This window comes from Nocardioides sp. NPDC054178, from assembly GCF_055585005.1.
Genome location: NZ_JBVJKY010000001.1, coordinates 192,404 through 217,966, shown reverse-complemented (window position 1 = coordinate 217,966; position 25,563 = coordinate 192,404). Strand labels below are relative to the sequence as shown.

Below are 25,563 nucleotides of genomic sequence, written 5' to 3'. Positions count from 1 at the left end.
GTGGGGTCGCGGGTTGGCGGAAATGCGTACGCGACTCGGCCCGGATCAGCTGTCGAGCGGGAGCCACGCCTTCACGGCGGCGATGGTCGAGTCCGGCTTGCGGGCCCACTTGAAGTGGTCGATGCCGGGCTCGTCCAGGTGCACGCGCGCGACCTCGAGACCGGGCATCCGCCGGTGGATCTCGTCGACCGTCTCGCTGGGCGCCAGCCAGTCGCCCTCGATGGAGACGATCAGCGCCGGCTTCGCCAGGGCTCGCATGTCCGCGGTGACGTCGCGCGCCGGGCTCCCGAGGCGGAGCCGGCCGGTGCGGGCGTACCTGGCCCATTCCCGCATCAGGGTCCGCGCCTCGCGCCCGGCGAACTTGAGCTGCTTGCCGGGGAAGTGGCCGACGACCCGGCCGATGAGGCCCATCGCCTGGCTGGCGACCAGGAAACCCGGGCCGTAGTTGCGCCAGTAGGGGGTCTGCGAGGCGACGTAGATCAGCCCGGCGACCCGGTCGGGGTACAGCGCGGCATAGGCGCTGGCCGCCTGTCCGCCGAGGCTGTGCCCGAGGACGTACGTCGCACCGGCCGCGGCCGGGATCAGCTCGCCGAGGCGGTCGACGGCGGCGGCGATGTCGTCGACGAGGCCGGCGTAGCCGAAGTCGTAGCCCCAGCCGGCGACTCGTCCGCCGTTCTCCTCGTGGCCGCGCTGCTCCATCCGGCCGACGTTGATCCCCGCCTCCGCGAAGGCCACGATCAGCTTGTCGTAGTAGCCGGCCGGCATGCCCATCGCGGGCACGATCAGCAGGGCCGGCGCCTCGGGGTCCGCCGCACGGACGACCGTCAGCGTGAAGCTGGTGCCCTCGGCACGCTCGATCGCGTGGGCCTCGGGGGTGGTCGTGGGGGTGCTCGTCTCGGTCACGCGCTTTATGTTACTCACGAGTAGTGCGCCAGGTGGGATCGACCAAGCGACCAAGCGATCCACACCATTCCCCCACCTGTGCACAACCCTGTGGATAACTCTCAGGAGCGGTGGATAGGCAGCACCGTGTGGCCGACGGGGAAGACCTCGTAGTGGCCACGCGTCATCAGGCCCCACAGACCGCGTGGAGCCAGCAGCACCACGGCGATCGCGACGGCACCGAGCGCGATGAGATACCAGGTGCCGTAGGAGTCCAGGAGCTGCTGCAGCGCGAAGAAGATCACCGCGCCCAGGATCGGTCCCTCGATCGTCCCCAGCCCGCCGATGACGACGATGAAGATCATGAACGCCGTGTACTGGACCGAGAACATCGAGTCCGGGGAGACCCGCAGACCGTTGACCGCGATCAGCGCGCCGGCCAGGCCGGCACCCCCGGAGGCGGCGACGTAGACGAGCCGCTGCGAGCGCCGCACCGCGACGCCGAGCGACGCCGCCGCCACCGTGTCGTCACGGATCGCGGTCAGACCGAGGCCGACGCGCGAGCGCATCAGGACGTACGTCACGAGGACGACGAGCACCGCCAGCGCGAGCGCCAGGTAGTAGACGGTCGCGATCCGGGTCACCCGGTCGACGCCCTGGAAGGCGGTGAGCGAGAGGCCGGAGCCGCCGCCGAAGCCCGGGAGCTCCTGGGTGACCAGCTTGAAGACCTCGGCGACGACCCAGGTGCCGATCGCGAAGTAGCCCCCGACCAGCCGGAACAGCAGGAACGAGGTGGGGATGGCCAGGGCCGCGCAGACCACGCCGGCCGCCAGGACGGCGAGCGGGATCGGCAGCCCGACGACGTCGGCGAGCTTGATCACGCCGTAGCCGCCCGCACCGATGTAGGCCTGCTGCCCGATCGAGACGAGCCCGCCGTAGCCGGCCATCAGGTTCCACGTCGTGCCGAGGATGATCAGCGCGAAGAGCGTGACCAGGTTGGTCACGTCGCCCGGGCTGAACACGAACCACGGTGCCGCGGCCAGGAACACCACCGCCGCAGCGAGGACGCCGCCGCCGGCCAGCGACGGCCAGCCGCCGCGTACGACCTTCAGGGTGGTGGTGCCGGTCAGAGTGTCCACCGTCATGCGACGACCGCCTTCGGGAGCAGGCCCTGGGGCCGGAACAGGAGCACGACCAGGAAGACCAGGTGGCCGGCGAGAACGCCGTAGGCCGGGTCGATCTGGGCGCCGACGGTCTGCGCGACGCCGAGCACCAGCCCGCCGAGGAGCGTGCCCCACAGCGAGCCGAGACCACCGATGATGACCGCCTCGAAGGCGAAGATGAGGACCAGGTCCCCGTACGTCGGGCTGAACTGCGTCGACATGCCGAGGAAGACACCGGCCAGGGCGACGGTGCCGATCGCGATCGCGGTGGCCAGGGCGTACATGTGCCTCTCGTCGATCCCCATGAGCGTGGCCGCCTCGGGGTCGTCCTTGGTCGCGCGCATGGCGCGGCCGATGCGGGTGTGGGAGAGGTAGAGCTGCAGGCCGACGATGACACCGACCGCCACCACGAGCGTGAGCAGCGAGAAGACGCCGATGCGTAGGTCGCCCAGCTTCATCGACGAGGTCGCCAGGTCGCCGATCGAGATCTTGCGCGAGTCGGCGGTGAAGATCTCCTGGAGCAGGTTGGCGCCGATGACCGCCAGGCCGAACGAGACCAGCAGCGGCGACAGCTCGCCGTGGCGCAGCGCCGCGTTGAAGAGGCCGCGCTGGATCGCGTACCCGACCGCGGCGAGCACCGGGATCACGATGACGATGGTGAGGAACGCCGGCATCCCGGTCTGCTGGACGAGCCAGAGCGCGAGGTAGGCCGAGGCGACCGCGAGCACGCCGTGGGCGAGGTTGACGATCCGCATCACGCCGAAGATGAGGCTCAGGCCACAGGCGAGGAGTGCGTACTGCCCACCGAGCAGGAGCCCCTGGAGGACCGCGTTGATCCAGTCCATCAGCCCGCCTCCTGCTCGTCGACCCCGAAGTACGCCGCCTGGACCTGCTCCCGGGAGACGTCGGCCGCCGCGCCCTCGAGGACGGTGCGGCCCTCGAGGAGGCACTGCACCCGGTCGGCGACGGAGAGTGCCTGGGTGAGGTCCTGCTCGACCACGAGCACCGTCGTCCCCTTCGCGGCGATGGCGGGGAGGGCCTGGTAGATGTCGGCGATCACGACGGGGGCGAGGCCGAGCGAGACCTCGTCGAGCAGGAGCAGCTTCGGGTTGGACATCAGCGCCCGGCCGATGGCGGTCGCCTGCTGCTCACCGCCGGAGAGGTGGGCCCCACGCCGCGTCTTCTTCTCCGCGAGCAGCGGGAACGCGTCGTAGACGGTGGTGAGGTTCCACGGCCCCGGGCGGCGTCCGTGCGCGCCGACCTTGAGGTTCTCCTCGACGGTGAGCGAGGCGAAGATCCGGCGTCCCTCCGGCGTGAGCGCGATGCCCTCGCGGACCCGCCGGTGGGCGGGGGTGTGGGAGACGTTGTGGCCGTCGAAACGGATCCGGCCGGAGCTCGGACGAAGTAGGCCGGCGATCGTCTTCAGCAGGGTGGACTTGCCGGCGCCGTTGGCGCCGATCACGGCGAGGGTCTCGCCCTCGGCGACGGTCAGGGTGATGCCGTGCAGGGCGCGGAAGTCGCCGTAGCTCACGTCGATCGCGTCGACTTCGAGCAGGGTCATCGGTCTCCCTCGAATGCTGACCGAGGTAACTCGGTGAACGGGTGCTTGCTTCGTGGAACTCCGCGAAGGGAGTGCGTGCCGACCGAGTTACCCTTCGACAAGCTCAGGACATCGCCTCGGTGAGCATCCGCCGGGCTCATTCGCCCTCCAGGTCGGGAGAGCCGAGATAGACGGCGGCGACGGCGTCGCTGGCCATCACCTCGCGCGGGTCGCCGGTGGCGACGACGTCGCCCTGGGCCAGGCACATCAACCGGTCCACGACCTGCAGCAGCGCGTGCACGATGTGCTCGATCCAGACGACGCCGGTGCCGCCGTCGCGGATCGCCGAGATGGTCTCGATCAGCGCGGGCAGCTCGTGCTCGGTGAGTCCGCCGGCGATCTCGTCGAGGAGCAGCAGCCGGGGCCGGGTGGCCAGCGCGCGGGCGAGCTCGAGCCGTTTGCGGTCGAGCAGCCGCAGCGAGCCGGCGGGGGTGTTGGCGAGATGGGCGAGCGAGGCGGTCTCCAGCGCCTGCCAGGCCTGCTCGTCGGCCTCGCGACGGCGCATGCCCGCGCCGAAGGTGGACCCGACCAGCACGTTCTCGAAGACGGTGAGTCCCTCGAAGGGGCGGGGGATCTGGAACGTACGCCCGATGCCGAGAGCCGTACGCCGCGCGGCCGGCATCCGGGTGATGTCGGTGCCGTCGAAGCGGATGGTGCCTGCGTCGGCAGGGAGGGTGCCGGTCACCAGGTTGAGCAGCGTGGACTTGCCGGCGCCGTTGGGTCCGACGATGCCGAGCGCCTCGCCGGCGGCCACGTGGAAGGAGACGGATCGGGCGGTGACGACCTGGCCGAACGCCTTGGCCAGGCCTTCGGCCTCCAGCAGCGCGCCGGGCGCGCTGCTGGAGACCTCGACCGTTGGCTCGCCCGATGGTGGGGCAGAGGTCACTTGAGCGCCTCGGGCTCGCCCCCGAGGGGTACGTCGGGAGCCAGCGAGTTCTGCACGACGACCAGCTCGAACGGGTGCTCCCCGCCCTCGACCTGGCGCCACTGACCGCCCGCGAGGGAGGTCTTGGCGACGTACGGCGGGACGCTGTCGTCCTTGCCCCACGCGACGTCACCGACGACCGTGGAGACCTCGAGCCCGGACAGCGCCTTGGTGATCGCGTCGGCGTCGGTCGAGCCGGCCTCGGTCACGGCCGCGGTCGCGACCTCGAAGAGCGCGTGCGCGAAGCCCAGCGGCTGGGTCCACTGCTTGCCGGTCTTCTCCTCGTACGCGTCCGCCAGCTCCTGCGCGGACTGGCCGGTCAGCGAGGACTTGTAGGGAGCGGTCGGGGTCCACCACACCTCGGTGGAGAGGTTGTGGGCGATCGGGCCCAGCGCCTCGACGCTGCTCGGGAACAGGAGCGCCTTGCCGATCGTCGCGACCTTCGGGTTGTAGCCCTGCTGCTTCGCCTGCTGCCAGAACGTGGTGAAGTCCGGCGGGATCGGGACGCCGACCAGGACGTCGTGGCCCTTGTAGGCGCTGATCTGGGCGGAGAAGTCCTTGGTGCCGTTGGGGTAGTTGCCCGGGTTGTCGATCTTCACGCCGGACGCCTCGGTGAGCGCCGGGAAGTTGGCGCCCCAGGCCTCGCCGTCCGGGTCCTTCGGGAACAGGCCGCCGGCCTTCTTGTTGTTCGGGACCTTGCTCCAGATGTCGGCGTAGACCGCCGAGACGTCCTCGAGGCCCCAGAAGAAGTGGTAGCTGTACTTCAGCTCGGCCGGCTTGTCGCCGCTGCGGATCGCGAACGGCTGCCACGGTGCGACCGTGGTGATGCACGGGATCGAGTTGGCCTCGCACTGCTCCGAGACCGGGTTGACGATGTCGGGCGTCGAGGAGGCGACGATGATGTCGGCGCCGTCCTTGTTGATCAGGTCGCCGGCCACCGCCCCGGCCTTCGTCGTGTCGCTCTGCGCGTCACGCACCACGATCTCGACGTCGAGCTCCTTGTCGCCCGCCTTGACCGGGTGGTCCTTGAAGTAGGTCTCCAGCTCGTCGACGACGAAGCTGTTCGCCTCGCCGAACGGCGCCGAGGAACCCGTCTCGGTCGAGACGAACCCGATGGTGAGCGTGTCCTCTCCGCCACCGCTTTCGTCGTCGATGCCGCCCGACCCGCAGGCCGTCAAGGTCAGCGCCATCGCTGCGACACCGGCGGCAGCCATGCTCAGGCTGCGTCCGGTGGTGAGTCCGTTGCGCACGTACGTCTCCTTAGAGAGTGTGGGGTGTTCGAGAGTGTCGTCCGCCAACGCCCCTACAGGTGGGAAGCAGGGTCTGGTTGGCGGAAAATCGCATGGAAGACCTATCGGACTTTGGTGGACTTGTCACCCTTTCGCGCCGAGAAGTCGGGTACGTCGGCCGAGAAGTCACTCCGGTCGGCCGACTTGGCACTCCTGCGACCACTCGGCCGACGCGCCTGACGCCTCGGCCGGAGTCAGGCTCGGGCGGCGCGGCGTACGTCTCCGGCGGCGACGCCGAAGCGCTTGCGGAAGGCCTGGGAGAAGTACGACGCCGAGGTGAAGCCGCACCTCTCCGCGACGTCGACGGTGCGGATGGCCGGGTCCGAGCCGGTGGCGAGCATCGCGTAGGCGAGCTCGAGGCGGCGGCCGAGGATGTGGCGGGGGACGCTGGTGCCGGCATCCGCGAAGAGCCGGGAGAGGTGTCGCTCGGAGATGCCGGCGCCCGCGGCGACGGTGGTCGCGGAGAGGCCCGGGTCGACGAGATGGTCCTCGATGAACGCCTTCGCCGCGGCCCGATGGGCGGTGGCCAGCGAGACCTTCCCGGCGGTCGCGATCACCGAGATGAGGTCGAGCACAGCGTCCTCGTCGGCCGGCACCGGATCGTAGGGCCGCAGCGCCCGGCCGACCATCTGCACGAGGGCCCGGCCGTGCGGGTCCTGGTCGCGGCCGGCGTCGAGGACGAGCGGCGACGGCATCGACGCCATCCCGGTGCGGGCTGCGAAGGCGTCCACCGGCACCTTGACCGCGAGCTCCTCGAGCCCGTGCCCGAAGCCCCGCAGGAACGGCGCGTCGACGTCGCACACGATCAGCTGGCCCGGCCGGATGACCTGGCGGCGCCCGGCGTACTCCAGGATCGCCTCGCCGCGGAGGCTGGCGTAGACGGCGATCGACCGGGCGGGGATCTCCTTAACGAGGCTGGCCGGCCGCTCGACGATGTGCCGGGTCGCCCGGACCCGGGCGAGGTGGATCTCGTCGAGCTGCAGGTTGACCTCCTGCGCGTCGAATCCGTGGCCGTCGATCGGCCGGCAGGAGAGCGCGACCAGCGCGCAGGCGTTGTGATGTTCCCAGGCCTCGATCTGCGCGTCCTCGCTCAGTCCGTTGGTCTCGAAGACCTCCGGACGAGGAACCCGCGCGACGAGGGGGACTGGGTCGGCTCCGGCTGGCGGCACGACCCGACTCTATTGCGTGCCGAGAGCAACGGCGATGACTTAGGGAAGACTTACCTTTCTGGAATCGTTCAAGAAAAGGTGGCACAGTGGGTGTCACCACGAAAGTCCGACACTTCAATCTGGGGGACCAACCGAACATGGCCACGAAGACCGACACGAGCAGCGCCACCCACACCTCGCACCCCGCGTTCATCCCGAGCCCGGCGTTCGCGACCCAGATGCAGCGCCTGCTCGTCGATCTGACCGAGCTCAGCCTGCAGGGCAAGCAGCTGCACTGGAACGTCGTGGGCAAGAACTTCCGCGACATGCACCTCGTCCTCGACGAGGTCGTCGACGCCGCCCGCGACTTCACCGACGAGGTCGCCGAGCGCATGCGCGCGCTCTACATCCTTCCCGACGGCCGCACCGGCACTGTCGCCGAGGACACCACCCTCGCGCCGCTCCCGGCGACCGAGGTCGACACCGCGACCGCCGCCGACCTCGCCGCCGCCGCGCTCTACGCCACCTCGAAGACCGCTCGTGAGATCCACGACGACATCGACGCCGAGGACCCGACCACCGCCGACCTGCTGCACGCGATCATCACCCGGATCGAGCAGCTGGCCTGGTTCATCGACTCCGAGAACCGCGTCGCCAACCAGTCGAAGCCGGCTCAGCTGACCGTCTGAGCCGCCTCGCCCACGAAAGGCGCCCCGCGAGCTGCTCGCGGGGCGCCTTCGCCTTCCTCATCGCCGAGTACCGTCACCGGCGCAGCAGGGTTCGTAGGTTCTGAGCCGGATCCGCGAGATCAGCGGGAGGTACGTCGACGCCTCGGTCGATCAGGCGGCGGACCGCCTTGGCGGCAGCCGGGTCGTCGACCGTGACCGCGCCGACGACGCGCTCGCCACGGAGCGTGAAGACGGCGAAGGGCGGCTCGCCGACCACGCCGCGTACGACGGTCTGGTGCTCGGCGTCCGCCGACCGCATCTCGCCGATCCCTTCGACATGGAGGCCGTAGCGGTCCGACCACCACCAGGGCGCGGTGGCGGGCGGAGGCTCGGTCTGGAGGATCGTCGCCGCCGCCCGGGCGCCGTCCCGCTGGGCGGCCTCCCAGTGCTCGGCGCGATGGTGGTCGCGGAGGCGGGCGCAGTCTCCGACCGCGAGGACCGACGAGTGGCTGGTCACCTGGCCGGAGTCGACCAGGATGCCGCGGGAGGTCTCCAGGCCCGCGGCCTCGGCGAGCCCGGTCTCGGAGACCAGACCGACCGCCAGGAGCACGGCGTCGAACCGGCGCGAGTCCGGCTCGCCCTTCAGCTGCACGGCGACCCCGGCCCGGGTCTCCAGCAGCGTCTCGACCGTGGTCGTCAGCGCCTCCACACCATGCTCGGCGTGCAGGCCGTGCAGCCACCTGGCCACCTCGGTCCCGACCGCCGCGGCAAGAGGGGGATCCAGCGGATCGACCAGGACGACCTCGGCCCCCAGCCCGCGTGCGGTCGAGGCGACCTCCGCGCCGATCAGGCCGCCACCCACGATCAGGAGCCGCGCCCCGGGCACCAGCTGCGTGCGCAACCGGTCGGCGTCCGCGATGTCCCGCAGCACATGGACGGGCGCGTCCCGTCGGAGCTCGCCGAACGCCGGTCGCACCGCTCGACCGCCCGTGGCGAGCACGATTCGGTCCGCCGACAGCACCCGCGCGTCGGCGAGCTCGACCTCGCCGACATCCGGGCGCACCGAGACGGCGACAGCGTCACCGATCAGCGAGATCTGCTGGTCGGCGTACCAGTCCGGGCGCTGCAGCGCGATGGCGTCGAGCGGCTTCTCGCCGGCCAGGTACGCCTTCGACAGCGGCGGGCGGTCATAGGGAACGGCATCGGCCGAGACGAGCGTCAGCTCACCGGCGTACCCGTTCTTCCGCAGCTCCGCGACGGTCGACACACCGGCGATGCCGCCACCGACGACGACAACCGAGGAGACCGTCACGGCCTCTCGCCGGGGAAGAGGTAGACCTCCCCGTCGCGCACCTCGACGCGGTGCGGCACGGTGTCGCGGGTGGCCGGGAGGCCGTCGACCTTGCCGGTCTTGAGGTTGAACCGCGAGGAGTGCAGCGGGCACTCGACGTCGCCGTCCTCGACCCAGCCCTCGGCGAGCGAGGCGGTCTCGTGGGTGCAGGTGTCGTTGAGGGCCCAGCAGGTGCCGTCGTCGTCGCGCAGGATGGCGATGTCGTCCTCGGTGCCGGTGATGTCGGAGGAGATCGCGATCCCCTCACCCTCCGGGATGTCATCGACGGACGCGACGCGGATGCCTGTGCTGCTTCCGCCGTTTCCACTATTTCCGGTCATGCCCCCATCTTCCAACGTCGCCCACCAGGATCGGCCCCCTCCCCCGCCCGGGGCGCGCGTCTCAGACCTGGTGGGTGTGGTGGAGGTCGTCGCCGATACGCGCGGCCGTACGCATCAGGTCGGGCACCGTGTCGAGGAGATCGAGCACGGGCGCCTGGCCTCCGGTGCGCGTCGAGACGTTGAGCCCGGCGACCACCCGGCCGTCCCGGTCGCGGATCGGCGCCGCGACCGCACTGAGCCCGGCCTCGAGGACCTCCGAGACGTGGCACCAGCCGCGAGCGCGGATGTCGACCAGCTCCTCGAGCAGGTCATCGGCGGACAGTCCCGTGCGCTCCGACTGCTCCCGGAAGGCGTCGGAGGCGAGGAAGCGGGCCAGCTCCTCGTCGGAGAGACCGGCCAGGACGACCCGGCCGATGGCCGGGAGAGACGCCGGCAGCCTGCTGCCGACGTGCAGCGAGACGGCCACCAGACGCGGTGCGCCGACCCTCAGGAGGTAGACGATGCTGTCGCCGTCGAGCCGGGCGAGAGACACCGTCCGCCCGAGCCGGCGCGAGAGCTCCTCGCAGTGAGGCAGCGCCACCTCGGCGAGCGAGAGGCGTGACTGGCTGGCGTAGCCGAGGTCGAGCAGCCGCGAGGTGAGGCGGTAGTGCCGGCCGTCGTACACCGCCAGCCCCGCGGTCATCAGGGTACGCAGCAGCCGCCGCGTCGCCGAGCGGCTGAAGCCGGTGCGCTCGGCCGCCTCGTCGAGCGAGAGCTCGGGATGAGCGCCGTCGAAGGCCCGCACGACGTCCAGACCTCGCACCAGGGACTGGACGACGTCACGGTCGGAGATCCGCCGATCATCGTCCGCCAACATCCGTTCCGCCATGCGCACACCTTAACGAAGATCGGGCAGTTTTTCGCGCTCCCCACTTGACCTGAGGTCTCCGTCGTGTAACCGTGTGTCCGCGGTCACAATGCACAGTTGTGCGCATAGCGGAATGAGGTCTAATGAACAGCCACACAACCGACGTCACCAGCACCCGGGAGCAGGTCTCCCCGGCGCTGTGGATGTCGCTGTTCGTGTGCATGGGCATCGGGCCGCTGTTCCTCTACACGCTCACCGCGATCTCCCCGCTGGTGATCGCCGACCTCGACCTGAGCCCGGCGGAGTACGGCGCGATCTCGACCGTGACCTTCGGCGCGGCAGCGCTCTCGGCACTCCTCCTCGGCGGGCCTTCGAGCCGCTTCGGCGCGCGGACCGTGATGGTCGCGGTCTCCGTCGGCTCGGTCACCGGTCTCGCCGTGCTGGCGCTCGCCGAGTCGTACGCCGTCGTGGTGGTCGCGGGCGTGCTGAGCGGTGTGGCCCAGGCGCTGTCCAACCCGGCCACCAACCGGATGGTCGCCGGCATGCCGGTGCGGCAGCGGGGTGCCCTCATCGGCTGGAAGCAGTCCGGGGTCCAGGCAGCGCAGCTCGTCGCGGGTCTCACCGCTCCCCTGATCGCGGCCGTCGCCGGGTGGCGCTGGGCCGTCGCCGCCGGTGGCGTCCTCGGGCTCCTCGGCGTCGTCAGCGCGCTCGCGACCCGTCCCGTGGCGGCCCCAGACCGGACGCAGGGCAGGCCCGAGGAGTCCGGGCCGATCTCGGTCGCGATGCTGACGGCGTACACGTTCTTCATCGGGTTCGGCCTCCAGGCGACCAACGCCCACCTGCCCCTCTTCGCCCACGTGGAGCTCGGTCTGGGCCTGCGCCCCGCGGGCCTGATCGCCGCTCTGGTCGGGCTGGTCGGACTGCTGAGCCGCATCTGGTGGGGCCGCCGTGCCGACGCCGGCTCCCGGCAGGCCTCGACGCTCCTCACGCTGGCCGTCGGCGCCGCGCTCGGTGTCGTGCTCGTGATGGCCTCGACCCTGCTCGGCAGCTGGCTGGTGTGGGTCGGCGCCGCCGTGTTCGGCGCGGCCGCGCTCGCCTCCAACTCCGTGACCATGGTGGTCCTGATCCGCACCGTCCCCGTCGAGTCCCTCGGCCCCGCGACGGCGTTCCTGGCCACCGGCATGTACCTCGGCTTCGGCACCGGACCGCTCGCGTTCGGACTCACCCTCGATCTGGGCGCCGGCTTCGGCGTCGCCTGGCTGGTTCCGCTGGCCGCCTTCGTGGCGGCGGCACTCATCAGCCTTCCCCGCCGCATCACCCCTCTGAAAGGCAACCTGCATGCTCACCCGTGAACAGAACGACCTGCTGACCCAGACCGGTCCGGGCACCCCCATGGGCAACCTGTTCCGTCGCTACTGGATCCCCGCGCTGCTCGCCGAGGAGATCGAGGGCGCCGACTGCGACCCCGTGCGGGTGCAGCTGCTCGGCGAGAAGCTGATCGCGTTCCGTGACTCCGAGGGCCGCATCGGCCTGATCGACGAGTTCTGCAGCCACCGCACGGCGTCCCTCTACTTCGGGCGCAACGAGGAGGGCGGCCTGCGGTGCGCCTACCACGGCTGGAAGTACGACATCGACGGCAACTGCGTCGACATGCCGTCCGAGCCCGAGGGCAGCAAGTTCTGCTCGAAGATCAAGCAGCGGGCGTACAAGGCCGTCGAGGCCGGCGGCCTGATCTGGGCCTACATGGGCGACCCGGGCACGGAGCCGCCGCTGCCGAACCTGGAGTGGATGGGTCTCAACCCGGAGAAGCGCTTCATCTCGAAGCGTCGCCAGTTCTCCAACTACCTGCAGGCGATGGAGGGCGGCATCGACTCCAGCCACGTCTCCTTCGCGCACCGGTTCAACCTCGACGACGACCCGCTGCACTCCGGCACCGAGGGCAACAAGTACCTCAAGGCCGACACCCGCCCGAAGTTCGAGGTGGCCGAGTCGGACGGCGGCCTGCTGATCGGTGCGCGCCGGAACGCCGACGAGGAGAACTACTACTGGCGCATCACGCAGTGGATGATGCCGTGGTACACGATCATCCCGCCGTTCGGTGAGCACAACCCGATGGGTGGCCACGCCTGGGTCCCCATCGACGACGAGACCTGCTGGGCCTGGAGCTGGAACTACCACCCCACCCAGGACTTCGGCGAGCGCGAGATCAACGCCCTCAACGGTGGCGACGGCATCCACGTGAAGTACAAGCCGGGGACGTACGACCCGCTGGCCTCGGCCGAGAACGACTACCTCATGGACCGCGGCGCCCAGCGCCGCAAGGAGACCTTCTCCGGTATCGCGGGCATCGCTGCTCAGGACTTCTCGCTGCAGGAGTCGATGGGCGTGGTCGCCGACCGCACCAAGGAGCGCCTCGGCACCTCCGACGCGGCCATCATCGTGGCCCGCCGCCGCCTGCTCGCCGCCCTCGACGACGTCGACTCCGGTGACCTGCCCGGTCTCGACCCCGCGCACACCAGCGTGCGTTCCACCTCGATCCTGCTTCCCCGCGACGTGCCCTTCCAGGAGGGCGCGAAGGACGTCCTCGTGGTCAAGCCCGGCGAGAACTTCCACTCGATCTGATCGGCTGACTCATGCGTACACACTTCAAGCGCTCGCGCGCGGTGGTGGCCGTCATGGCCGCCACCGTGGGCGCGATGACCATGGCAGGCTGCGGCACCGCGGCCTCGGGCGCGACGTCCTGCGTCGGCGTCGAGGTCGAGGCCGGCATCACCAACAGCCTCTCGGACGCGCTGCTCTTCATCGCCCAGGACAAGGGCTACTTCGCCGAGGAGGGCCTCGAGGTGAAGCTCCGCCCGTTCAAGTCGGCCGGCGAGATGGTGCCGTACCTGGCGGCCGGCCACCTGGCTGTCGGGGCCGGCGCTCCGTCGGCCGGCTTCTACAACGGCATCGCCCGCGACATCGATATCAAGATCGTCGCCGACAAGGGTCAGCTGGTCACCCACCACGACTACATGCCGCTGCTGGTCCGCAAGGAGCTCGTGGACTCGGGCAAGGTCTCCAGCGTCAAGGACCTCGAGGGCCTCAAGGTGGCCGAGCCCGCTCCGGGCACGGCGACCTCGTCGACGCTGGCCGCTCTGCTGGAGCACGAGGGGCTGACGTACGACGACGTCTCGCACAGCTTCCTCGGCTTCCCCGACCACGTCGCCGCCCTGCAGAACGGCTCGATCGATGCCGCGCTCACCACCGAGCCGGCCGCGACCAGGGCCCAGCAGAGCGGTGCGGCGGTGAAGCTCGCGGACTCCACCACGGTCTACAACAACCAGCAGCTCGCCGTGCTCCTCTACAGCGGCGACTTCCCCAAGGAGCAGGCCGAGGCGGCCCAGTGCTTCATGAACGCCTACACGCAGGCCGCGCGCGACTACAGCGCTGCCGTCGAGGGTGGCAGGTGGACCGGCACGGACGCCGACGAGATCGCCGCGATCATCGCCGACCACATCAAGTCCGAGCCCGAGGCGGTCAAGCAGACCGTCCCCAGCTTCGTGAACCCGGACGCGTCTCTCAACATCGAGAGCCTGAAGAAGGACTACGACTTCTTCGTCGAGCAGGGCCTCTTCACGGGCACGTCGCAGATCGATTTCGACTCGCTGGTCGACACCAGCTTCGTCGACGAGGCGGCCCAGGCCGCGAGCAAGGAGAGAGTGTCATGACCAACGTCGCCGAAGCGGCCGTCACCTCCACGGGAGCGGTCGCCGCCCGTCAGGTGAAGCAGCGCCGTACCTCGAGCAAGGGCGCCTTGCGCGCCATCTCGATCCTCAGCCCGATCGTCCTCCTGGTCGCCTGGGATGCCCTCTCCCGCGGCGGCGTCCTCGACGACCGGTTCTTCCCCGCGCCGACGCTGATCTTCCAGGCGCTGTGGACCGAGGCGGCCAGCGGTGAGCTGTGGGCCCAGTCCCAGCACAGCCTGACCCGCCTGCTTGTCGGCTTTCTGGTCGGGGCGGTCCCCGCCGTCGTCATCGGGGTCGCGATGGGTCTCAACAAGGTCGTGAACGCGGCCGTACGCCCGATCATCTCCGCCCTCTACCCCGTCCCGAAGAGCGCGGTGCTGCCGCTGTTCCTGCTCTTCTTCGGCCTGGGCGAGGACACGATCTGGTACTTCGTGGCGATGGGCGTCTTCTTCCCCGTCGTCATCAACACCTACACCGGGGTCTCGAACGTCTCGGCGATCTTCTACGACGTCGCCGAGAACTTCGGGGCCAAGCGGTTCACGGTCTTCCGCACCGTCGCGCTCCCCGGGGCCATGCCGAACGTCATCACCGGCCTCGAGCTCGGCGCCGGCATGGGCCTGATCATGCTCGCCATCGCCGAGATGATGGGCGGCCAGGGCAACGGCTGGGGCTTCATGGTCTGGAACTCCTTCCAGCTCTTCACCATCGAGTCGATGTACGCCTACCTGCTGGTCTTCGCGCTCGTCGGGCTCCTGCTCGCCCTCATCGTCGGCTTCGTGGGTCACAAGCTCACCCCGTGGATCACCCGCCACTGACGGCGGCCTACTAGAGGAACGGACCACCCCATCATGTCCAACACCACTGCACCGGCCCCCACCGAGGCGGCGTCGGCCATGGCCGACCCGAAGATCCGGATCCGCGGGCTCAGCAAGCGCTTCACGGTCCCCGGCGGCCACGTCGTGACCGCCGTCGACTCCTTCGACCTCGACGTACCCCAGGGCCAGTTCCTGACGATCGTCGGGCCGTCGGGCTGCGGCAAGACCACCCTCCTGCGGATGCTCGCCGGCCTGGAGTCGGCCTCGGAGGGCACGATCGAGGTCGCCGGTGGCACCGACGGCCGCCCGGAGAACTCGATGGTCTTCCAGGGCGACTCGATCTTCCCGTGGATGAGCGTCTGGGACAACGCCGCGTACGGCCTGACCGTGCGGGGCGCCCCGAGGTCGGAGATCAAGGACACCGTCGGGCACTACCTCGACGCGACCGGCCTGACGAAGTTCGCCGACGCCTACCCGCACCAGCTCTCCGGCGGTATGCGGCAGCGCGTCTCGATCGCCCGTGCGTTCGCCAACGACCCCGAGATCCTGCTGATGGACGAGCCGTTCTCGGCCCTCGACGAGCAGAACAAGACGCTCCTGCAGGCCGAGCTGCTCCGCATCTGGGACGAGACCCGCAAGACGGTCGTCTTCATCACCCACTCGGTCGACGAGGCCGTCACGCTGAGCGACCGGATCATGGTGATGAGCGCGCAGCCGGGCCGGGCCAAGGCGTTCATCGACGTGCCGTTCGCACGGCCGCGCGACGTCCTGCAGCTGCGCCACGAGCAGGAGTACGGCGAGATCGTCTACGGCATCTGGAGCCAGCTGAAGGAAGAGGTCGAGAAGGCCAAGCAGCAGGCCGACGCCCGCGTCGCCCCGAAGAAGCGGAGGCTCTTCCGCCGATGAACGATCTGCTGGTTCGCGCCGCCGTCAGTGACGGGGCCGGCGACACCGAGGTCCGGGAGCTGGTGCTCCCGGCCTCGGTGAGCAGGCTGCGCGTCGAGTCCTCCGCCGTGTGCGGCACCGACGTGATGCTGCACCAGCGGGGGCTCGAGGCTCCCGCGGTGCTCGGTCACCACACGATCGGCCGCATCGACCACCTGACCCCCGAGGACGCTGAGGCGCTCGGGCTCGAGGTCGGCACCCGCGTCGCCGTCGAGGAGTACGTCAGCTGCGGCACGTGCGCCGAGTGCTCGGCCGGCCGCTACCGGTTGTGCGCCGCGGTCGACCTGTGGACCGGGGGTGAGCGGGTCGGGATGATCCCGGCCTCCCGCGCCTCGGGGCTGCACGGCGGCAACGCGGAGTTCATGGAGCTCTCCTCCCGCCACGTGCTCCACCCGCTGCCCGACCGCCTCGGAGTCGACCAGGCGGCCTGGACGCTGCCGCTGGCGAACGCCGTCGACTGGACCCTCGGCGCCGGCGGCGTCGGCCCGGGCTCGAAGGTCGCCGTCATCGGCCCCGGCTACCACGGGCTCTCCTGCGTGGCCGCCGCCGTCGCGGGCGGCGCCGAGACCGTGATCGCGCTCGGTCGCCGGTCCAGCGCGGGACGCCTCGAGCTGGCCCGCCGGCTCGGCGCGGCCACGGAGCTCAACGACGAGACCGTCATCGATGTCGTCCGCGAGAAGTACGGCCCGCTCGACGCCGTCATCGACACCATCGGCACCCCGCAGACCATGGCGACCGCCCTCCAGCTGCTGGGCCGCTTCGGGGTGCTGGTGATCGCCGGGCTCAGCGGCGGCGACGCCGCGCTCGACCCGACCGCGATCGTCCGCAACCTGCTGACCGTGCGTGGCGTACGCGGCCGGTCGCCGCAGGCCGTCACCCGGGCCATCGAGCTCCTCTCCTCCGGCAGGACCGGCCTGGAGCGGATCCCGACGCACAACGTCCCCCTGGAGCAGGTCGGACAGAGCCTGCGCGACATGGACCAGGGCAGGGCTCCGCTCACCCCTCATGTCGTAATCGACCCGTGGCTGCGGGCCGACCCCACCCGTTCCGAGTCTGTGAAGGAGACCCGATGAACCCCCTGCGTAGGTCCTATGAGGCCCGTGTTCTCGTCGTGCCGCTCGGTCCTGGCAGCGCCCGGCTCGTCGACGAGCTGCGGACGCTCGGGGTCGAGGGCGTCCAGATCCTGTCCGGGCCGGACCCGGTCGAGGCGCTCACCAAGCCGCTGGGCGAAGGCGCCTGGGTGCCGCCGATGCCCGCCGGCACCGGCGCCGTCGCCGAGTCGGCCGACATGGTCGTCCTCGTCGGCAGCGACCTCACCGAGGTCCCCGAGCAGGTGGTGCGCGAGGTGTGCACCGCGGCACGCGGAGGTGGCGACCTGATCGCCGCCGTCCTCGTCGCCCCCGAGCACTGGCAGGAGCCGGCCGGCGCCTCGGCCATGATCACGCTGCGCCAGGAGGTCGACATGCTGGTGACCGTACGCGGCCCCCAGCTGCTCGCCGCGCTGCTCGACGTGCTGCGCGGCGGTGCCCGCACGGAGGCCGACGCCGCGACGACGGAGCAGGAGATGTCGGCATGACCGGCGAGGAGCAGGACTTCTTCGAGGTCACCGTGCGGCAGGCGAAGCTGGAGGCCGACGGGGTGATCTCGCTCGAGCTGGTGCCCGACAGCGGTCTGCTGCCGGCCTACGAGCCCGGGTCGCATCTCGACATCGAGCTGCCCTCGGGACTCGTGCGGCAGTACAGCCTGTGCAGCCCACCGGCCGACCTGAGCTTCTACCGGATCGCGGTGCTCCGCGAGCCCGAGGGCCGGGGCGGCTCCGCGGAGGTCCACGAGACCGCACTGGTCGGCAAGCGGGTCCGCATCCGCGGCCCCCGCAACCACTTCCCGCTGGAGCCGGCCCCGCGCTACCTGTTCATCGCCGGCGGCATCGGCATCACCCCGATGCTGGCGATGGTGATCCGCGCCGAGCGGGAGAAGTCGCCGTACGAGCTCGTCTACGTCGGCCGCCACCTGGAGTCGATGGCGTTCCGCGAGAAGCTCGCGACCGGCCCGAACGTCAAGGTCGTCGTCAGCTCGTCGACCGGTCGCCCCGACCTCGCCTCGCTCGTCGACGGCGTCAGCGACGACACCCTCATCTACGCCTGCGGCCCGATCTCGATGCTCAAGGAGCTCGAGGAGAGGTGCGAGAAGGCGGGGCGGTCCGCCCAGCTGCGGCTGGAGAAGTTCGCCTCCGACGGCGAAGCGCTGGCCGAGGCCTCGACCGGTGACTCCTTCGAGGTGGAGCTGCGCAGGTCGGGAACCGTGCTCACCGTCGGCTCCGACCAGGGTCTGCTCGAGGTCATCGAGGGCCACTGCGACGTCATGACCTCCTGCGAGGACGGCTTCTGCGGCACCTGCGAGACCACGGTCCTCGAGGGTGTCCCGGAGCATCACGACACGATCCTCAACGAGAAGGAACGGGCTTCCGGCAAGACCATGATGGTCTGCGTCGGGCGCTCCAGGAGCCCCCGGCTGGTGCTCGACCTCTGAGGGCGAGCACCGCGGCGTCAGGAGGCGGCGAGCTCCGCCTCGATGGCGCGGGTGGTGGCGAGCAGCTCGGGCAGGATCTCCTCGCGCAGCTGCTCGACCGAGGTGCGGTTGACATGGGTGGCGACGTTCACCGCGGCGATGGCGCGACCGTCGGGCCCACGTACGGGCGCGGCGATCGAGCGCAGCGTCGGGTCGATCTCCTGGTCGGTGATGACGTAGCCGTCCTTGCGGGCCTGGGCGATCCTGCGGGCGAGCTCGTCGCGGGCGACCGCGGTGCGGCCGGTGAGCGGCTCGGCGTGCAGGTGCTCGAGGTAGTCGCGCAGCGCCTCGGGATCGAGGTCGGCGAGCAGGACGCGACCGCTGGACATCGCGTACGCCGGCATCCGGGTGCCCACCGCGATGTTGACCGTCATCAGCCGGTCCGCCTTGACACGGTCGACGTAGACGACCGTGTCGCCGTCCAGGACGGTCAGCGAGCAGGTGTCACGCACCCGCTCGGCGAGCGAGGTCAGGTGAGGATGGAGCCGCGGGAGCCCCAGCCCCTCGAGGTACGCGTCGCCGAGCTCCATCACCTTGGGGCGCAGCTGGAAGGTGCGACCGTCGGTGCGGACGTACCCGACGCGTTCCAGGGTCAGCAGCAGCCGCCGCGCGGTGGCCCGCGAGGTGTCGGCGAGGGTCGCCACCTCGGCCAGCGACAGCGGCTGCTCGGCGTCGCTGAGGATGCCGATCACGTCCAGACCGCGCAGCAGTGATCCGACGATCTCCTCGCCCTTCGGGCTGGTCGTGGGCATGATCCGACCCTATCGGAGCCGGTGCAGCGAGCGCCGGGCACACGGAACCGGCCACCTCCCCCGAGGTGGCCGGTTCGTTGCGTACGTCAGGACCGACGGGTCAGTCCGGGCAGGTGTTGCGGTAGTCGGACAGGTTGACCGAGGACGGCGCCGGGCAGAGGAACTGCGAGTAGCGGGTGTCGTCGTCGACGTACCTCTTCAGCCAGGTGACGAACAGGCGCCCCTGCCAGTCGTCATCGGTGTTGGCGATGAGGTGGTCGCCGTTGTTGATCTCGCCGTACGCCTTCTCCCGGGCCCCGGTGGCCGAGGTGTAGAACGGGATCGAGTGGGAGTCGACCGGCGCGATCGTGTCCAGCTCCGCGCCGATGATCATGGTCGGGACCTGGATGCCGGGCCACGTCTTGTCGGTGTGCCAGGGCTGGAGCGCGACGGCGGCCTTGACCGAGGAGTCCTGGTTGGCCGCGGCGAGCGTGCCGCCGCCGCCCATCGAGTGGCCGGAGACCGCGATCCGGGTCTCGTCCAGACGCGTGGCCACGGCGGAGGAGGCGTCCTCCTTGAGGTAGTCGACCGCGGCCAGGATCTGTGAGCCACGGCTGTCGGGCTGGTCGTAGCGGGAGTTGGTGTCGATCGCGAAGACCACGAACCCGTGCGAGGCCACCCGCCGGGCGACGGAGGCATAGCTCGAGGACGAGGCGGTGTAGCCGGGCGCGAGCACGACGCCGCCGTACGTCCCCTCGCTGGTCGAGGTGGGGTAGTAGATCGTCCCGCCACCGAAGCCGGTCACCAGCGAGGAGACCGAGGCGGTGGAGAGGGAGAACGTGCCGTTGTCCAGGACGCTGGCCGACGTCGGGTCCGGTCCGCGCTCGTAGGGGCTCTCCGCGTCGGCCGGCGCGACCAGACCGAAGAGGGGGAGAGTGACGGCCGCGGCGACCGCGGCGATTCGGAGAGAGAGTGATCTGAGCACCGAGCATGCTCCTTCGTCCATCCGGCCCCGGGCTGTCCGAGGTTCCGGTTGCTACTCGACGGTAGGGGCGCGGCGGGGCGGCGGGCACCGGCACGGAGGCAGAACCTCGTTGGGCACTTGTCACAAAACAGAAACACGGCGGCGTACGCAGCTGGGCTGCGTACGCCGCCTGTGTTCAGTACGGCTGGATCTCAGCAGTAGAGGTTCCCGCCCGGGTCGACCCCCAGCAGCGAGGTGACCTCGCGGTAGTTGTCGACGCGGCTCTGCACCTGGCCCGGGTTGCCACCGTTGCACTCGATGGAGCCGTTGATGGACCGGATGGTCTCGCCGAATCCGGCGCCGTTGACCATCGCCGCGTGCGGCGTCATGGTGCCCGGGCCGTTCTGGGTGTTCCAGTACCAGAGCCCGGTCTTCCAGGCGACCGCCGGATCGGTGGCGACCAGGTTGGGGTTGTTCAGCAGGTCGATCCCGAGCGCGTCCCCGGCGGCCTTGTAGTTGAAGTTCCAGCTCAGCTGGACCGGGCCGCGGCCGTAGTACTGGTCGTTGCCCGCGGGACAGCCGTAGGACTGGTTGGGGTCGCAGTAGTGCGGGTAGTTGGCCTGGTTCTGCTCGACGACGTAGAGCAGGTCACCGGTCTCGTGGGCGACGTTCGCGATGAACGCGGCGGCCTCCCGCTTCTGGGTCGCCTCGTCCCCGGCATTGGTGAATTCCGGGTAGGCGCCGAGCGCCTCGACGAGGCCCGCGTACGTGTAGAAGGGGTTGCGGTTGGGGAAGAGCTGGTTGAACTGCTCCTCGCTGACCGGGAACTCACCGGCCACCGGCGCCGGCGCCTCCGGGTCGGTGGCGGTGCCGCCGATGTTCACGTCGATGCAGGCGTAGAAGGCGTTGGCGGTGTCGGCGACGTTCCAGACCGCGAGGACCTTCTGCCGGCCGGTGAACGACCCGAAGTCGACCTGGTGCTCGACGGTGGCCGGCGGCTGCGCACCGCCGTCGTCGAACTCGGCGATCTTGGTGCCACCGATGAAGTACTGCCAGGTGCTGGTGCTGTGCCGGGCGCTCAGCGACCAGCTGAACGTCTGGCTGCTACCGACGGGTGTGACCTGCCAGTTCTTCGAGTCGTCGTCGAGCTCCGCGAAGCGGGAGTTGCCGCCGGAGCAGCTGGTCAGGCCCTTCGGGCCCTCGACGCTCTGCGGTTCGTACTTGATGTCCCCGCACTCGACGGTGCCGGCAGCACACTGGGCCTGCCGGCTCGGCGGGTTCGAGATGTAGCCGTGCGCACTTGCGGGGCTCGTCGGCAACATGGCCAGAACGGGCGCCAGCAAGATCCCGCCGAGAACGGCGATCTTTGTGTGAGTACGCATTCCAAGCTCCTTGAGGGGGTTGAGATGGATGGCGATCGAAGACCCCACTGTAAGGTTCCTTTACAGTTACCGTCTAGACCCATCGTGGACAAACACCGGCGCGAGCCCTGCCATTGTTAAGTTGGCCTTCCGTACGCCACCCCGACCCTCGAAAGGAGCGCCGCCGATGTCGAGACCACCCAAGACACACCTGATCCGCGACACCAACGACCGCGCGGCGCTCGACCTGATGCTCTCGAACGGGCCGATCACGAAGACCCGGCTCGGCGAGCTCGTCGGCCTCTCGAAGGTGACCGCGGGCCAGCTGCTGACCCGGCTGGGCGAGCGCGGCCTGGTCGAGGTCGTCGGGACCCAGCAGGGCGGCCGCGGCCCCAACGCGGCGCTCTACGGCGTGGTCCCGTCGGTGGGCTACGTCGCAGCCCTCCACATCGGTCCGGACCGGATCACCGCCTCGGTCGCCGACATCACCGGCGTCGAGCTGGCCACCGGCGCGCTCGACCCCCACGAGGCCTCCGACCCGGTCGAGGCGGTGCGGGCGACCGTCGCCGACGCCACCCGGAGCGCCGGCATCACGATGTCGCAGCTGCGCTGCCTCTCGATCGGTACGCCCGGCATGATCGACCCGCGCACCGGCGACTTCCGCTTCGCCAACGACCTGCCGGACTGGCGCGCGGGCGTCCTGCAGGACCTCCGCCGCAGCTTCCAGCGGCCGGTCCTGATCGAGAACGACGTCAACCTGGCCGGGCTCGCCGAACAGTCCGCCGGCGCCTCCCACGGGGTCAAGGACTCGGTGCTCGCCTGGATCGACCGCGGCCTGGGGCTCGCGGTGATCATCGACGGCCGCCTCCACCGCGGCGCCGGCGGCGGTGCCGGCGAGATCGGCTATCTGGCGGTCCCGGGCGCGTCCACCCCGCACGGCACCGACAGCCCGCAGCACGCGGCCTTCCAGTCGCTGGTCAGTGTCGAGGCCATGGACACCCTCGCCCGCGCGTTCGGGCTGAGCGGCAGCGGCGTGGACTGCGTGCGCGCGGCCGCCGCGGGCGACCCCGACGCCGAGCCGTTCCTGGAGGAGCTGGCCAGGAGGCTCGCCCTCGGCCTGGCGGGCATCTGCGTCGTGCTCGACCCCGAGCTGTGCGTGCTCGCCGGAGAGGTCGGGTGCGCCGGCGGGCCGGTCCTGGCCGCCCGCGTGCAGAAGGCGATCGCCGCCCTCGGCCCCAACGTCCCCACCGTCGTCCCCACCGAGATCTCGGGCGACGCCGTGCTCCGCGGCGCCCTCCAGATGGGTCTCGACACCGCCCGCGACGAGGTCTTCGCCCACCAGGGCTGACCCCGACGAGGATCCGCCGGCGGTCAGGGGAACGCCGGATGCCATAGGTATTCTGTCTACATATTGTGGAGGGCGTGACCCCACAGATACGCGAACGCCGACCACGCATCAGCCTCTTCTGCTTCCGAGTCGTCGCGGTGGTGACCGCGCTCTTTGCGATCGGGCAGCCGATCTTCATCGGCTCCTACTTCGCCGGCACCTTCGAGGCGCTGGGCCTCCACTCCGCGGGCGCGGCCGCGCTGCAGGGCCTCGGCCTGCTGCTGCCGATCGCCGCGGTCGCCGTCGTCTCGATGCAGGGGCGCTGGTGGTTCCTCATCTGGTCGGTCGCGCTCTTCTTCCTCATCCACGTCCAGGCGATCCTCGGCTACACCCGTGTCCTCCAGCTGCACGTTCCGGTCGGCGTCCTCACAGTCGGGATCGCGGTGGCCCTGGCCATCGCCTCGCTGCGTCGTGGCGCCGGCAGCCCGCGGGAGGTCCGGGGATGAGGATCGGGCGACGCACCCTCCTGGGGACCGGCCTGGCCGTCCCGGTCGCCGGGTCGCTGGCCGCGTGCGGCGAGGCGCCCGGGCAGACCGGACGGATCCTGCGCAGCGCGGCACGGCTGCCGAAGGCGTACGAGATCCCGTTGCCGTTGCCGCCGGTCAAGCGGCCCTCGGGCGGGATGATCGAGATCGCCCAGCGCCCCGCCTCGATGGAGATCCTGCCCGGACTGCGGACCGAGATGATGACGTACGACGGGGTCTTTCCCGGACCGACGCTGGAGACCCGCCGCGGGGAGGCGGTGACCGTACGCCACACCAACTCCCTCACCCTGCCCACCGCGACGCATCTCCATGGCGGGCACACCCCCGCCGAGAGCGACGGCTGGCCGACGGATCTGCTGGTGCCGCCGGGCTTCGAGTCGCACCACGCCCACCATGCTGGTCATGGCGGCGGCCACGAGACCATGACCGATCCGAAGGCGCAGGTCAGGACAGGAAAGCGGGACTACCGCTATCCGCTCGAGCAGCCGGCGACGACGCTCTGGTACCACGACCACCGGATGGACTTCACCGCCCCGCAGGTGTGGCGCGGGCTGGCAGGTTTCCACATCGTTCGCGACGACGAGGAGGACGCCCTCTCGCTGCCACGAGGGGAGCGGGAGATGCCGCTGATGATCGCCGACCGGGCCTTCGACGAGGACGGCGCGCTGCGCTATCCGGCGCTCGACCCCGAGCTCCTCGGTGCGCCGGGCGTCGAAGACCGCTACATGGCCGGTGTGCTCGGTGACGTCATCCTCGTCAACGGTGCCCCGTGGCCCGAGGCGGAGGTCGAGGCGGCGCAGTATCGGCTACGGCTGCTCAACGCCTCCAACGCGCGCCGCTACGCACTCGGTCTGCGGACCTCCGACGGGCAGCCGGTGAAGCTCACCCAGATCGGCTCCGACGGCGGCCTCCTGGCCGCCCCCGCCACGCACGACGAGATCACGATGGCCTCCGGCGAGCGGTTCGACGTCGTCGTCGACTTCCGCTCGCTCGCGCCGGGGACGACGGTCAAGATGCGCAACCGTCTCGGCACCGGCCGGACCGCTCAGGTGATGCGGTTCCGGATCACTCGCCGCGCGACCGACGACGTCCGGATCCCTGCGGTCCTCGTCGACGTACCCGCGCCCGAGGAGCCCGACGGTGCGGTCGTCCGCCGGTGGCACTTCCGGCAGGCGAGCGTCCACGGTCGCCGCGGCTGGGGGATCAACGGCAAGCCCTTCGACCCGGCCGTCCCCCAGGCCCAGGTGCCGCTGGGGTCCACCGAGATCTGGGAGTTCTTCACCGACGCCCACCACCCCGTCCACGTCCACCTCTCGCCCTTCCAGGTCCTGCGCCGCGGCAACCGCGGCCCCGGCCCGATGGACCTCGGCTGGAAGGACACCGTCGACATACGTCCCTACGAGGCCGTGCGGGTCAGGGTGAAGTTCGAGAGGTATGCCGGCAGGTTTCTCATCCACTGCCACAACCTGGAGCACGAGGACATGGCGATGATGGCCCGCTTCGAGACCGTATGACCGAGGAGCTACCGACGAGTGGCGAGGAACAGCGTGACCAGCGCCCACAGCACCAGCACACCGTTGAGCCACAGGTCGCGCCGCTCGCCGCGCGAGAGGTGGAAGAGGGCGGCGAGCACCTGCACGAGCGCGAGACCCGCCGCTGCCCAGATCGCCAGGCTCGGGGCGATGCCGGTGAGCGGCGGAAGGATCAGCCCGAGCGCACCGGCGATCTCCACCAGGCCGATCGCCCTGACTCCCGCCATCGGGACGGCCGTGCCGGCCCACGCCATCATCGGTGCCAGCTGCTCCTGGCTCCGCACCACCTTGATCCCGCCCGAGAACAGGTAGAACGCCGCGAGCAACCCGGCGACGATCCAGTACGCGACCACCATGTCGAACTCCTTGGTTACGATGAGTAACTGACCGATCGAGCGCCAGCATGGACCGGTCTCGGGCGGCGTACAAAAGGCACACCGGTGTGCCCGAGCGGACGGAGGGGAGCGCGATGTCGGACTACGAGAAGGCCTGCCTGATCCGAGGGGACGGCGGACGCGCGATCCGCGGCATCCTGGACCGCATCGGCGACAAGTGGAGCCTGCTGGTGATCGCCACCCTCGACGGCCGCCGGATCCGGTTCGGCGATCTCAAACAGCGCGTGCCGGGCATCTCGCAGCGCATGCTCACCCTGACGCTCCGCCATCTGGAGCGCGACGGTCTGGTGGCACGTACGAGCTACCCGGAGGTGCCTCCGCGGGTGGAGTACGAGCTGACCGACATGGGCCGGACCCTCGTCGGGCCGGCGGTGAGGCTGGCCGAGTGGGCCGTCCGGCACAACCCCCGGATCGAGGACGAGCGCCGGCGCTACGACGCCCGTCAGAGCTGACCGGACG

The 25,563-nt window shown here is 70.4% G+C and carries 27 protein-coding genes; 13 read left to right on the top strand and 14 right to left on the bottom strand.

The annotated features are described in order from the left end of the window. Positions 1–45: 45 nt before the first annotated feature. The 7 genes from ACZ6WN_RS01130 to ACZ6WN_RS01100 form a co-directional block, all read right to left on the bottom strand. Positions 46–903, bottom strand: coding sequence for an alpha/beta fold hydrolase (locus ACZ6WN_RS01130; protein WP_465862149.1), 858 nt, complete (start codon positions 901–903; stop codon positions 46–48). Positions 904–1,004: 101 nt separating this feature from the next. Next, complete coding sequence (locus ACZ6WN_RS01125) at positions 1,005–2,027, bottom strand: branched-chain amino acid ABC transporter permease (protein WP_465862148.1); 1,023 nt, start codon at positions 2,025–2,027, stop codon at positions 1,005–1,007. Continuing rightward, a complete protein-coding gene (locus ACZ6WN_RS01120) occupies positions 2,024–2,890 on the bottom strand; it encodes a branched-chain amino acid ABC transporter permease (protein ID WP_465862147.1) in 867 nt (288 codons plus the stop codon). The genes ACZ6WN_RS01125 and ACZ6WN_RS01120 overlap by 4 nt, the downstream gene beginning before the upstream one ends. Continuing rightward, positions 2,890–3,606 (bottom strand): ABC transporter ATP-binding protein, encoded by a 717-nt coding sequence (locus ACZ6WN_RS01115; RefSeq protein ID WP_465862146.1) that lies wholly within the window; start codon positions 3,604–3,606, stop codon positions 2,890–2,892. Before ACZ6WN_RS01115 ends, ACZ6WN_RS01120 begins: the two co-directional genes overlap by 1 nt. A gap of 136 nt (positions 3,607–3,742) precedes the next feature. Next, positions 3,743–4,531: an ABC transporter ATP-binding protein gene (locus ACZ6WN_RS01110; RefSeq protein ID WP_465862145.1), complete on the bottom strand. Its 789-nt coding sequence runs from the start codon at positions 4,529–4,531 to the stop codon at positions 3,743–3,745. Further along, positions 4,528–5,820, bottom strand: a complete 1,293-nt coding sequence (locus tag ACZ6WN_RS01105) for an ABC transporter substrate-binding protein (RefSeq protein WP_465862143.1) — start codon at positions 5,818–5,820, stop codon at positions 4,528–4,530. The genes ACZ6WN_RS01110 and ACZ6WN_RS01105 overlap by 4 nt, the downstream gene beginning before the upstream one ends. A gap of 233 nt (positions 5,821–6,053) precedes the next feature. Further along, the gene (locus ACZ6WN_RS01100) at positions 6,054–7,028 is read right to left on the bottom strand and encodes an AraC family transcriptional regulator (protein WP_465862142.1); all 975 of its coding nucleotides are present in this window, start codon (positions 7,026–7,028) and stop codon (positions 6,054–6,056) included. 137 nt (positions 7,029–7,165) lie between these two features. Here ACZ6WN_RS01100 and ACZ6WN_RS01095 point away from each other — a divergent pair, with 137 nt between their 5' ends. Next, a complete protein-coding gene (locus tag ACZ6WN_RS01095) occupies positions 7,166–7,696 on the top strand; it encodes a Dps family protein (RefSeq protein ID WP_465862141.1) in 531 nt (176 codons plus the stop codon). Positions 7,697–7,769: 73 nt separating this feature from the next. On the opposite strand, the gene ACZ6WN_RS01090 is transcribed toward ACZ6WN_RS01095, so the two are convergent. The 3 genes from ACZ6WN_RS01090 to ACZ6WN_RS01080 form a co-directional block, all read right to left on the bottom strand. Continuing rightward, the gene (locus ACZ6WN_RS01090) at positions 7,770–8,987 is read right to left on the bottom strand and encodes an NAD(P)/FAD-dependent oxidoreductase (RefSeq protein WP_465862140.1); all 1,218 of its coding nucleotides are present in this window, start codon (positions 8,985–8,987) and stop codon (positions 7,770–7,772) included. Then, on the bottom strand, positions 8,984–9,346 hold the full coding sequence (locus ACZ6WN_RS01085; RefSeq protein WP_465862139.1) for a non-heme iron oxygenase ferredoxin subunit: 363 nt from the start codon (positions 9,344–9,346) through the stop codon (positions 8,984–8,986). The genes ACZ6WN_RS01090 and ACZ6WN_RS01085 overlap by 4 nt, the downstream gene beginning before the upstream one ends. 61 nt (positions 9,347–9,407) lie before the next feature. Then, on the bottom strand, positions 9,408–10,214 hold the full coding sequence (locus ACZ6WN_RS01080) for an IclR family transcriptional regulator domain-containing protein (protein ID WP_465862138.1): 807 nt from the start codon (positions 10,212–10,214) through the stop codon (positions 9,408–9,410). Between the two features lie 122 nt (positions 10,215–10,336). Between ACZ6WN_RS01080 and ACZ6WN_RS01075 the strand changes: the two genes are divergently transcribed. From ACZ6WN_RS01075 to ACZ6WN_RS01040, 8 genes are read left to right on the top strand one after another with little or no spacing between them, the layout of a single operon-like run. Beyond that, positions 10,337–11,545, top strand: a complete 1,209-nt coding sequence (locus ACZ6WN_RS01075; protein ID WP_465862137.1) for an MFS transporter — start codon at positions 10,337–10,339, stop codon at positions 11,543–11,545. Then, entirely contained in the window at positions 11,532–12,815 is a 1,284-nt protein-coding gene (locus ACZ6WN_RS01070; protein ID WP_465862135.1) for a Rieske 2Fe-2S domain-containing protein, read from the top strand. Before ACZ6WN_RS01075 ends, ACZ6WN_RS01070 begins: the two co-directional genes overlap by 14 nt. Before the next feature lie 11 nt (positions 12,816–12,826). Continuing rightward, positions 12,827–13,903 carry an ABC transporter substrate-binding protein gene (locus tag ACZ6WN_RS01065; protein ID WP_465862133.1) on the top strand — a complete coding sequence of 359 codons (1,077 nt, stop codon included), beginning with the start codon at positions 12,827–12,829 and terminating at the stop codon, positions 13,901–13,903. Next, positions 13,900–14,736: an ABC transporter permease gene (locus ACZ6WN_RS01060; protein ID WP_465862131.1), complete on the top strand. Its 837-nt coding sequence runs from the start codon at positions 13,900–13,902 to the stop codon at positions 14,734–14,736. Before ACZ6WN_RS01065 ends, ACZ6WN_RS01060 begins: the two co-directional genes overlap by 4 nt. Positions 14,737–14,769: 33 nt before the next feature. Further along, positions 14,770–15,642 carry an ABC transporter ATP-binding protein gene (locus ACZ6WN_RS01055; protein WP_465862129.1) on the top strand — a complete coding sequence of 291 codons (873 nt, stop codon included), beginning with the start codon at positions 14,770–14,772 and terminating at the stop codon, positions 15,640–15,642. Further along, complete coding sequence (locus ACZ6WN_RS01050; protein WP_465862127.1) at positions 15,639–16,754, top strand: zinc-dependent alcohol dehydrogenase; 1,116 nt, start codon at positions 15,639–15,641, stop codon at positions 16,752–16,754. The genes ACZ6WN_RS01055 and ACZ6WN_RS01050 overlap by 4 nt, the downstream gene beginning before the upstream one ends. Beyond that, a complete protein-coding gene (locus ACZ6WN_RS01045; protein ID WP_465862126.1) occupies positions 16,751–17,257 on the top strand; it encodes a hypothetical protein in 507 nt (168 codons plus the stop codon). The genes ACZ6WN_RS01050 and ACZ6WN_RS01045 overlap by 4 nt, the downstream gene beginning before the upstream one ends. Beyond that, the gene (locus ACZ6WN_RS01040) at positions 17,254–18,210 is read left to right on the top strand and encodes a PDR/VanB family oxidoreductase (RefSeq protein ID WP_465862124.1); all 957 of its coding nucleotides are present in this window, start codon (positions 17,254–17,256) and stop codon (positions 18,208–18,210) included. The genes ACZ6WN_RS01045 and ACZ6WN_RS01040 overlap by 4 nt, the downstream gene beginning before the upstream one ends. Positions 18,211–18,227: 17 nt before the next feature. Here ACZ6WN_RS01040 and ACZ6WN_RS01035 read toward each other — a convergent pair whose 3' ends face one another. The 3 genes from ACZ6WN_RS01035 to ACZ6WN_RS01025 all read right to left on the bottom strand — a co-directional run bounded on the left by ACZ6WN_RS01035 (position 18,228) and on the right by ACZ6WN_RS01025 (position 21,326). Next, a complete protein-coding gene (locus ACZ6WN_RS01035; protein ID WP_465862123.1) occupies positions 18,228–19,001 on the bottom strand; it encodes an IclR family transcriptional regulator domain-containing protein in 774 nt (257 codons plus the stop codon). A gap of 100 nt (positions 19,002–19,101) precedes the next feature. Then, positions 19,102–19,965, bottom strand: a complete 864-nt coding sequence (locus ACZ6WN_RS01030; RefSeq protein WP_465862121.1) for an alpha/beta hydrolase family protein — start codon at positions 19,963–19,965, stop codon at positions 19,102–19,104. A gap of 191 nt (positions 19,966–20,156) precedes the next feature. Further along, positions 20,157–21,326: a glycoside hydrolase family 19 protein gene (locus ACZ6WN_RS01025; protein ID WP_465862119.1), complete on the bottom strand. Its 1,170-nt coding sequence runs from the start codon at positions 21,324–21,326 to the stop codon at positions 20,157–20,159. Positions 21,327–21,492: 166 nt separating this feature from the next. On the opposite strand from ACZ6WN_RS01025, the gene ACZ6WN_RS01020 reads away from it, so the two are divergent. The 3 genes from ACZ6WN_RS01020 (at position 21,493) to ACZ6WN_RS01010 (ending at position 24,691) form a co-directional block, all read left to right on the top strand. Then, on the top strand, positions 21,493–22,653 hold the full coding sequence (locus tag ACZ6WN_RS01020; RefSeq protein ID WP_465862117.1) for an ROK family protein: 1,161 nt from the start codon (positions 21,493–21,495) through the stop codon (positions 22,651–22,653). Between the two features lie 74 nt (positions 22,654–22,727). Next, on the top strand, positions 22,728–23,138 hold the full coding sequence (locus tag ACZ6WN_RS01015; RefSeq protein WP_465862115.1) for a hypothetical protein: 411 nt from the start codon (positions 22,728–22,730) through the stop codon (positions 23,136–23,138). Continuing rightward, entirely contained in the window at positions 23,135–24,691 is a 1,557-nt protein-coding gene (locus ACZ6WN_RS01010) for a multicopper oxidase family protein (RefSeq protein ID WP_465862114.1), read from the top strand. Before ACZ6WN_RS01015 ends, ACZ6WN_RS01010 begins: the two co-directional genes overlap by 4 nt. Before the next feature lie 8 nt (positions 24,692–24,699). Here ACZ6WN_RS01010 and ACZ6WN_RS01005 read toward each other — a convergent pair whose 3' ends face one another. After that, entirely contained in the window at positions 24,700–25,065 is a 366-nt protein-coding gene (locus ACZ6WN_RS01005; RefSeq protein WP_465862113.1) for a DoxX family protein, read from the bottom strand. Between the two features lie 113 nt (positions 25,066–25,178). Between ACZ6WN_RS01005 and ACZ6WN_RS01000 the strand changes: the two genes are divergently transcribed. After that, positions 25,179–25,556: a winged helix-turn-helix transcriptional regulator gene (locus ACZ6WN_RS01000; protein WP_465862112.1), complete on the top strand. Its 378-nt coding sequence runs from the start codon at positions 25,179–25,181 to the stop codon at positions 25,554–25,556. Positions 25,557–25,563 lie beyond the last annotated feature (7 nt).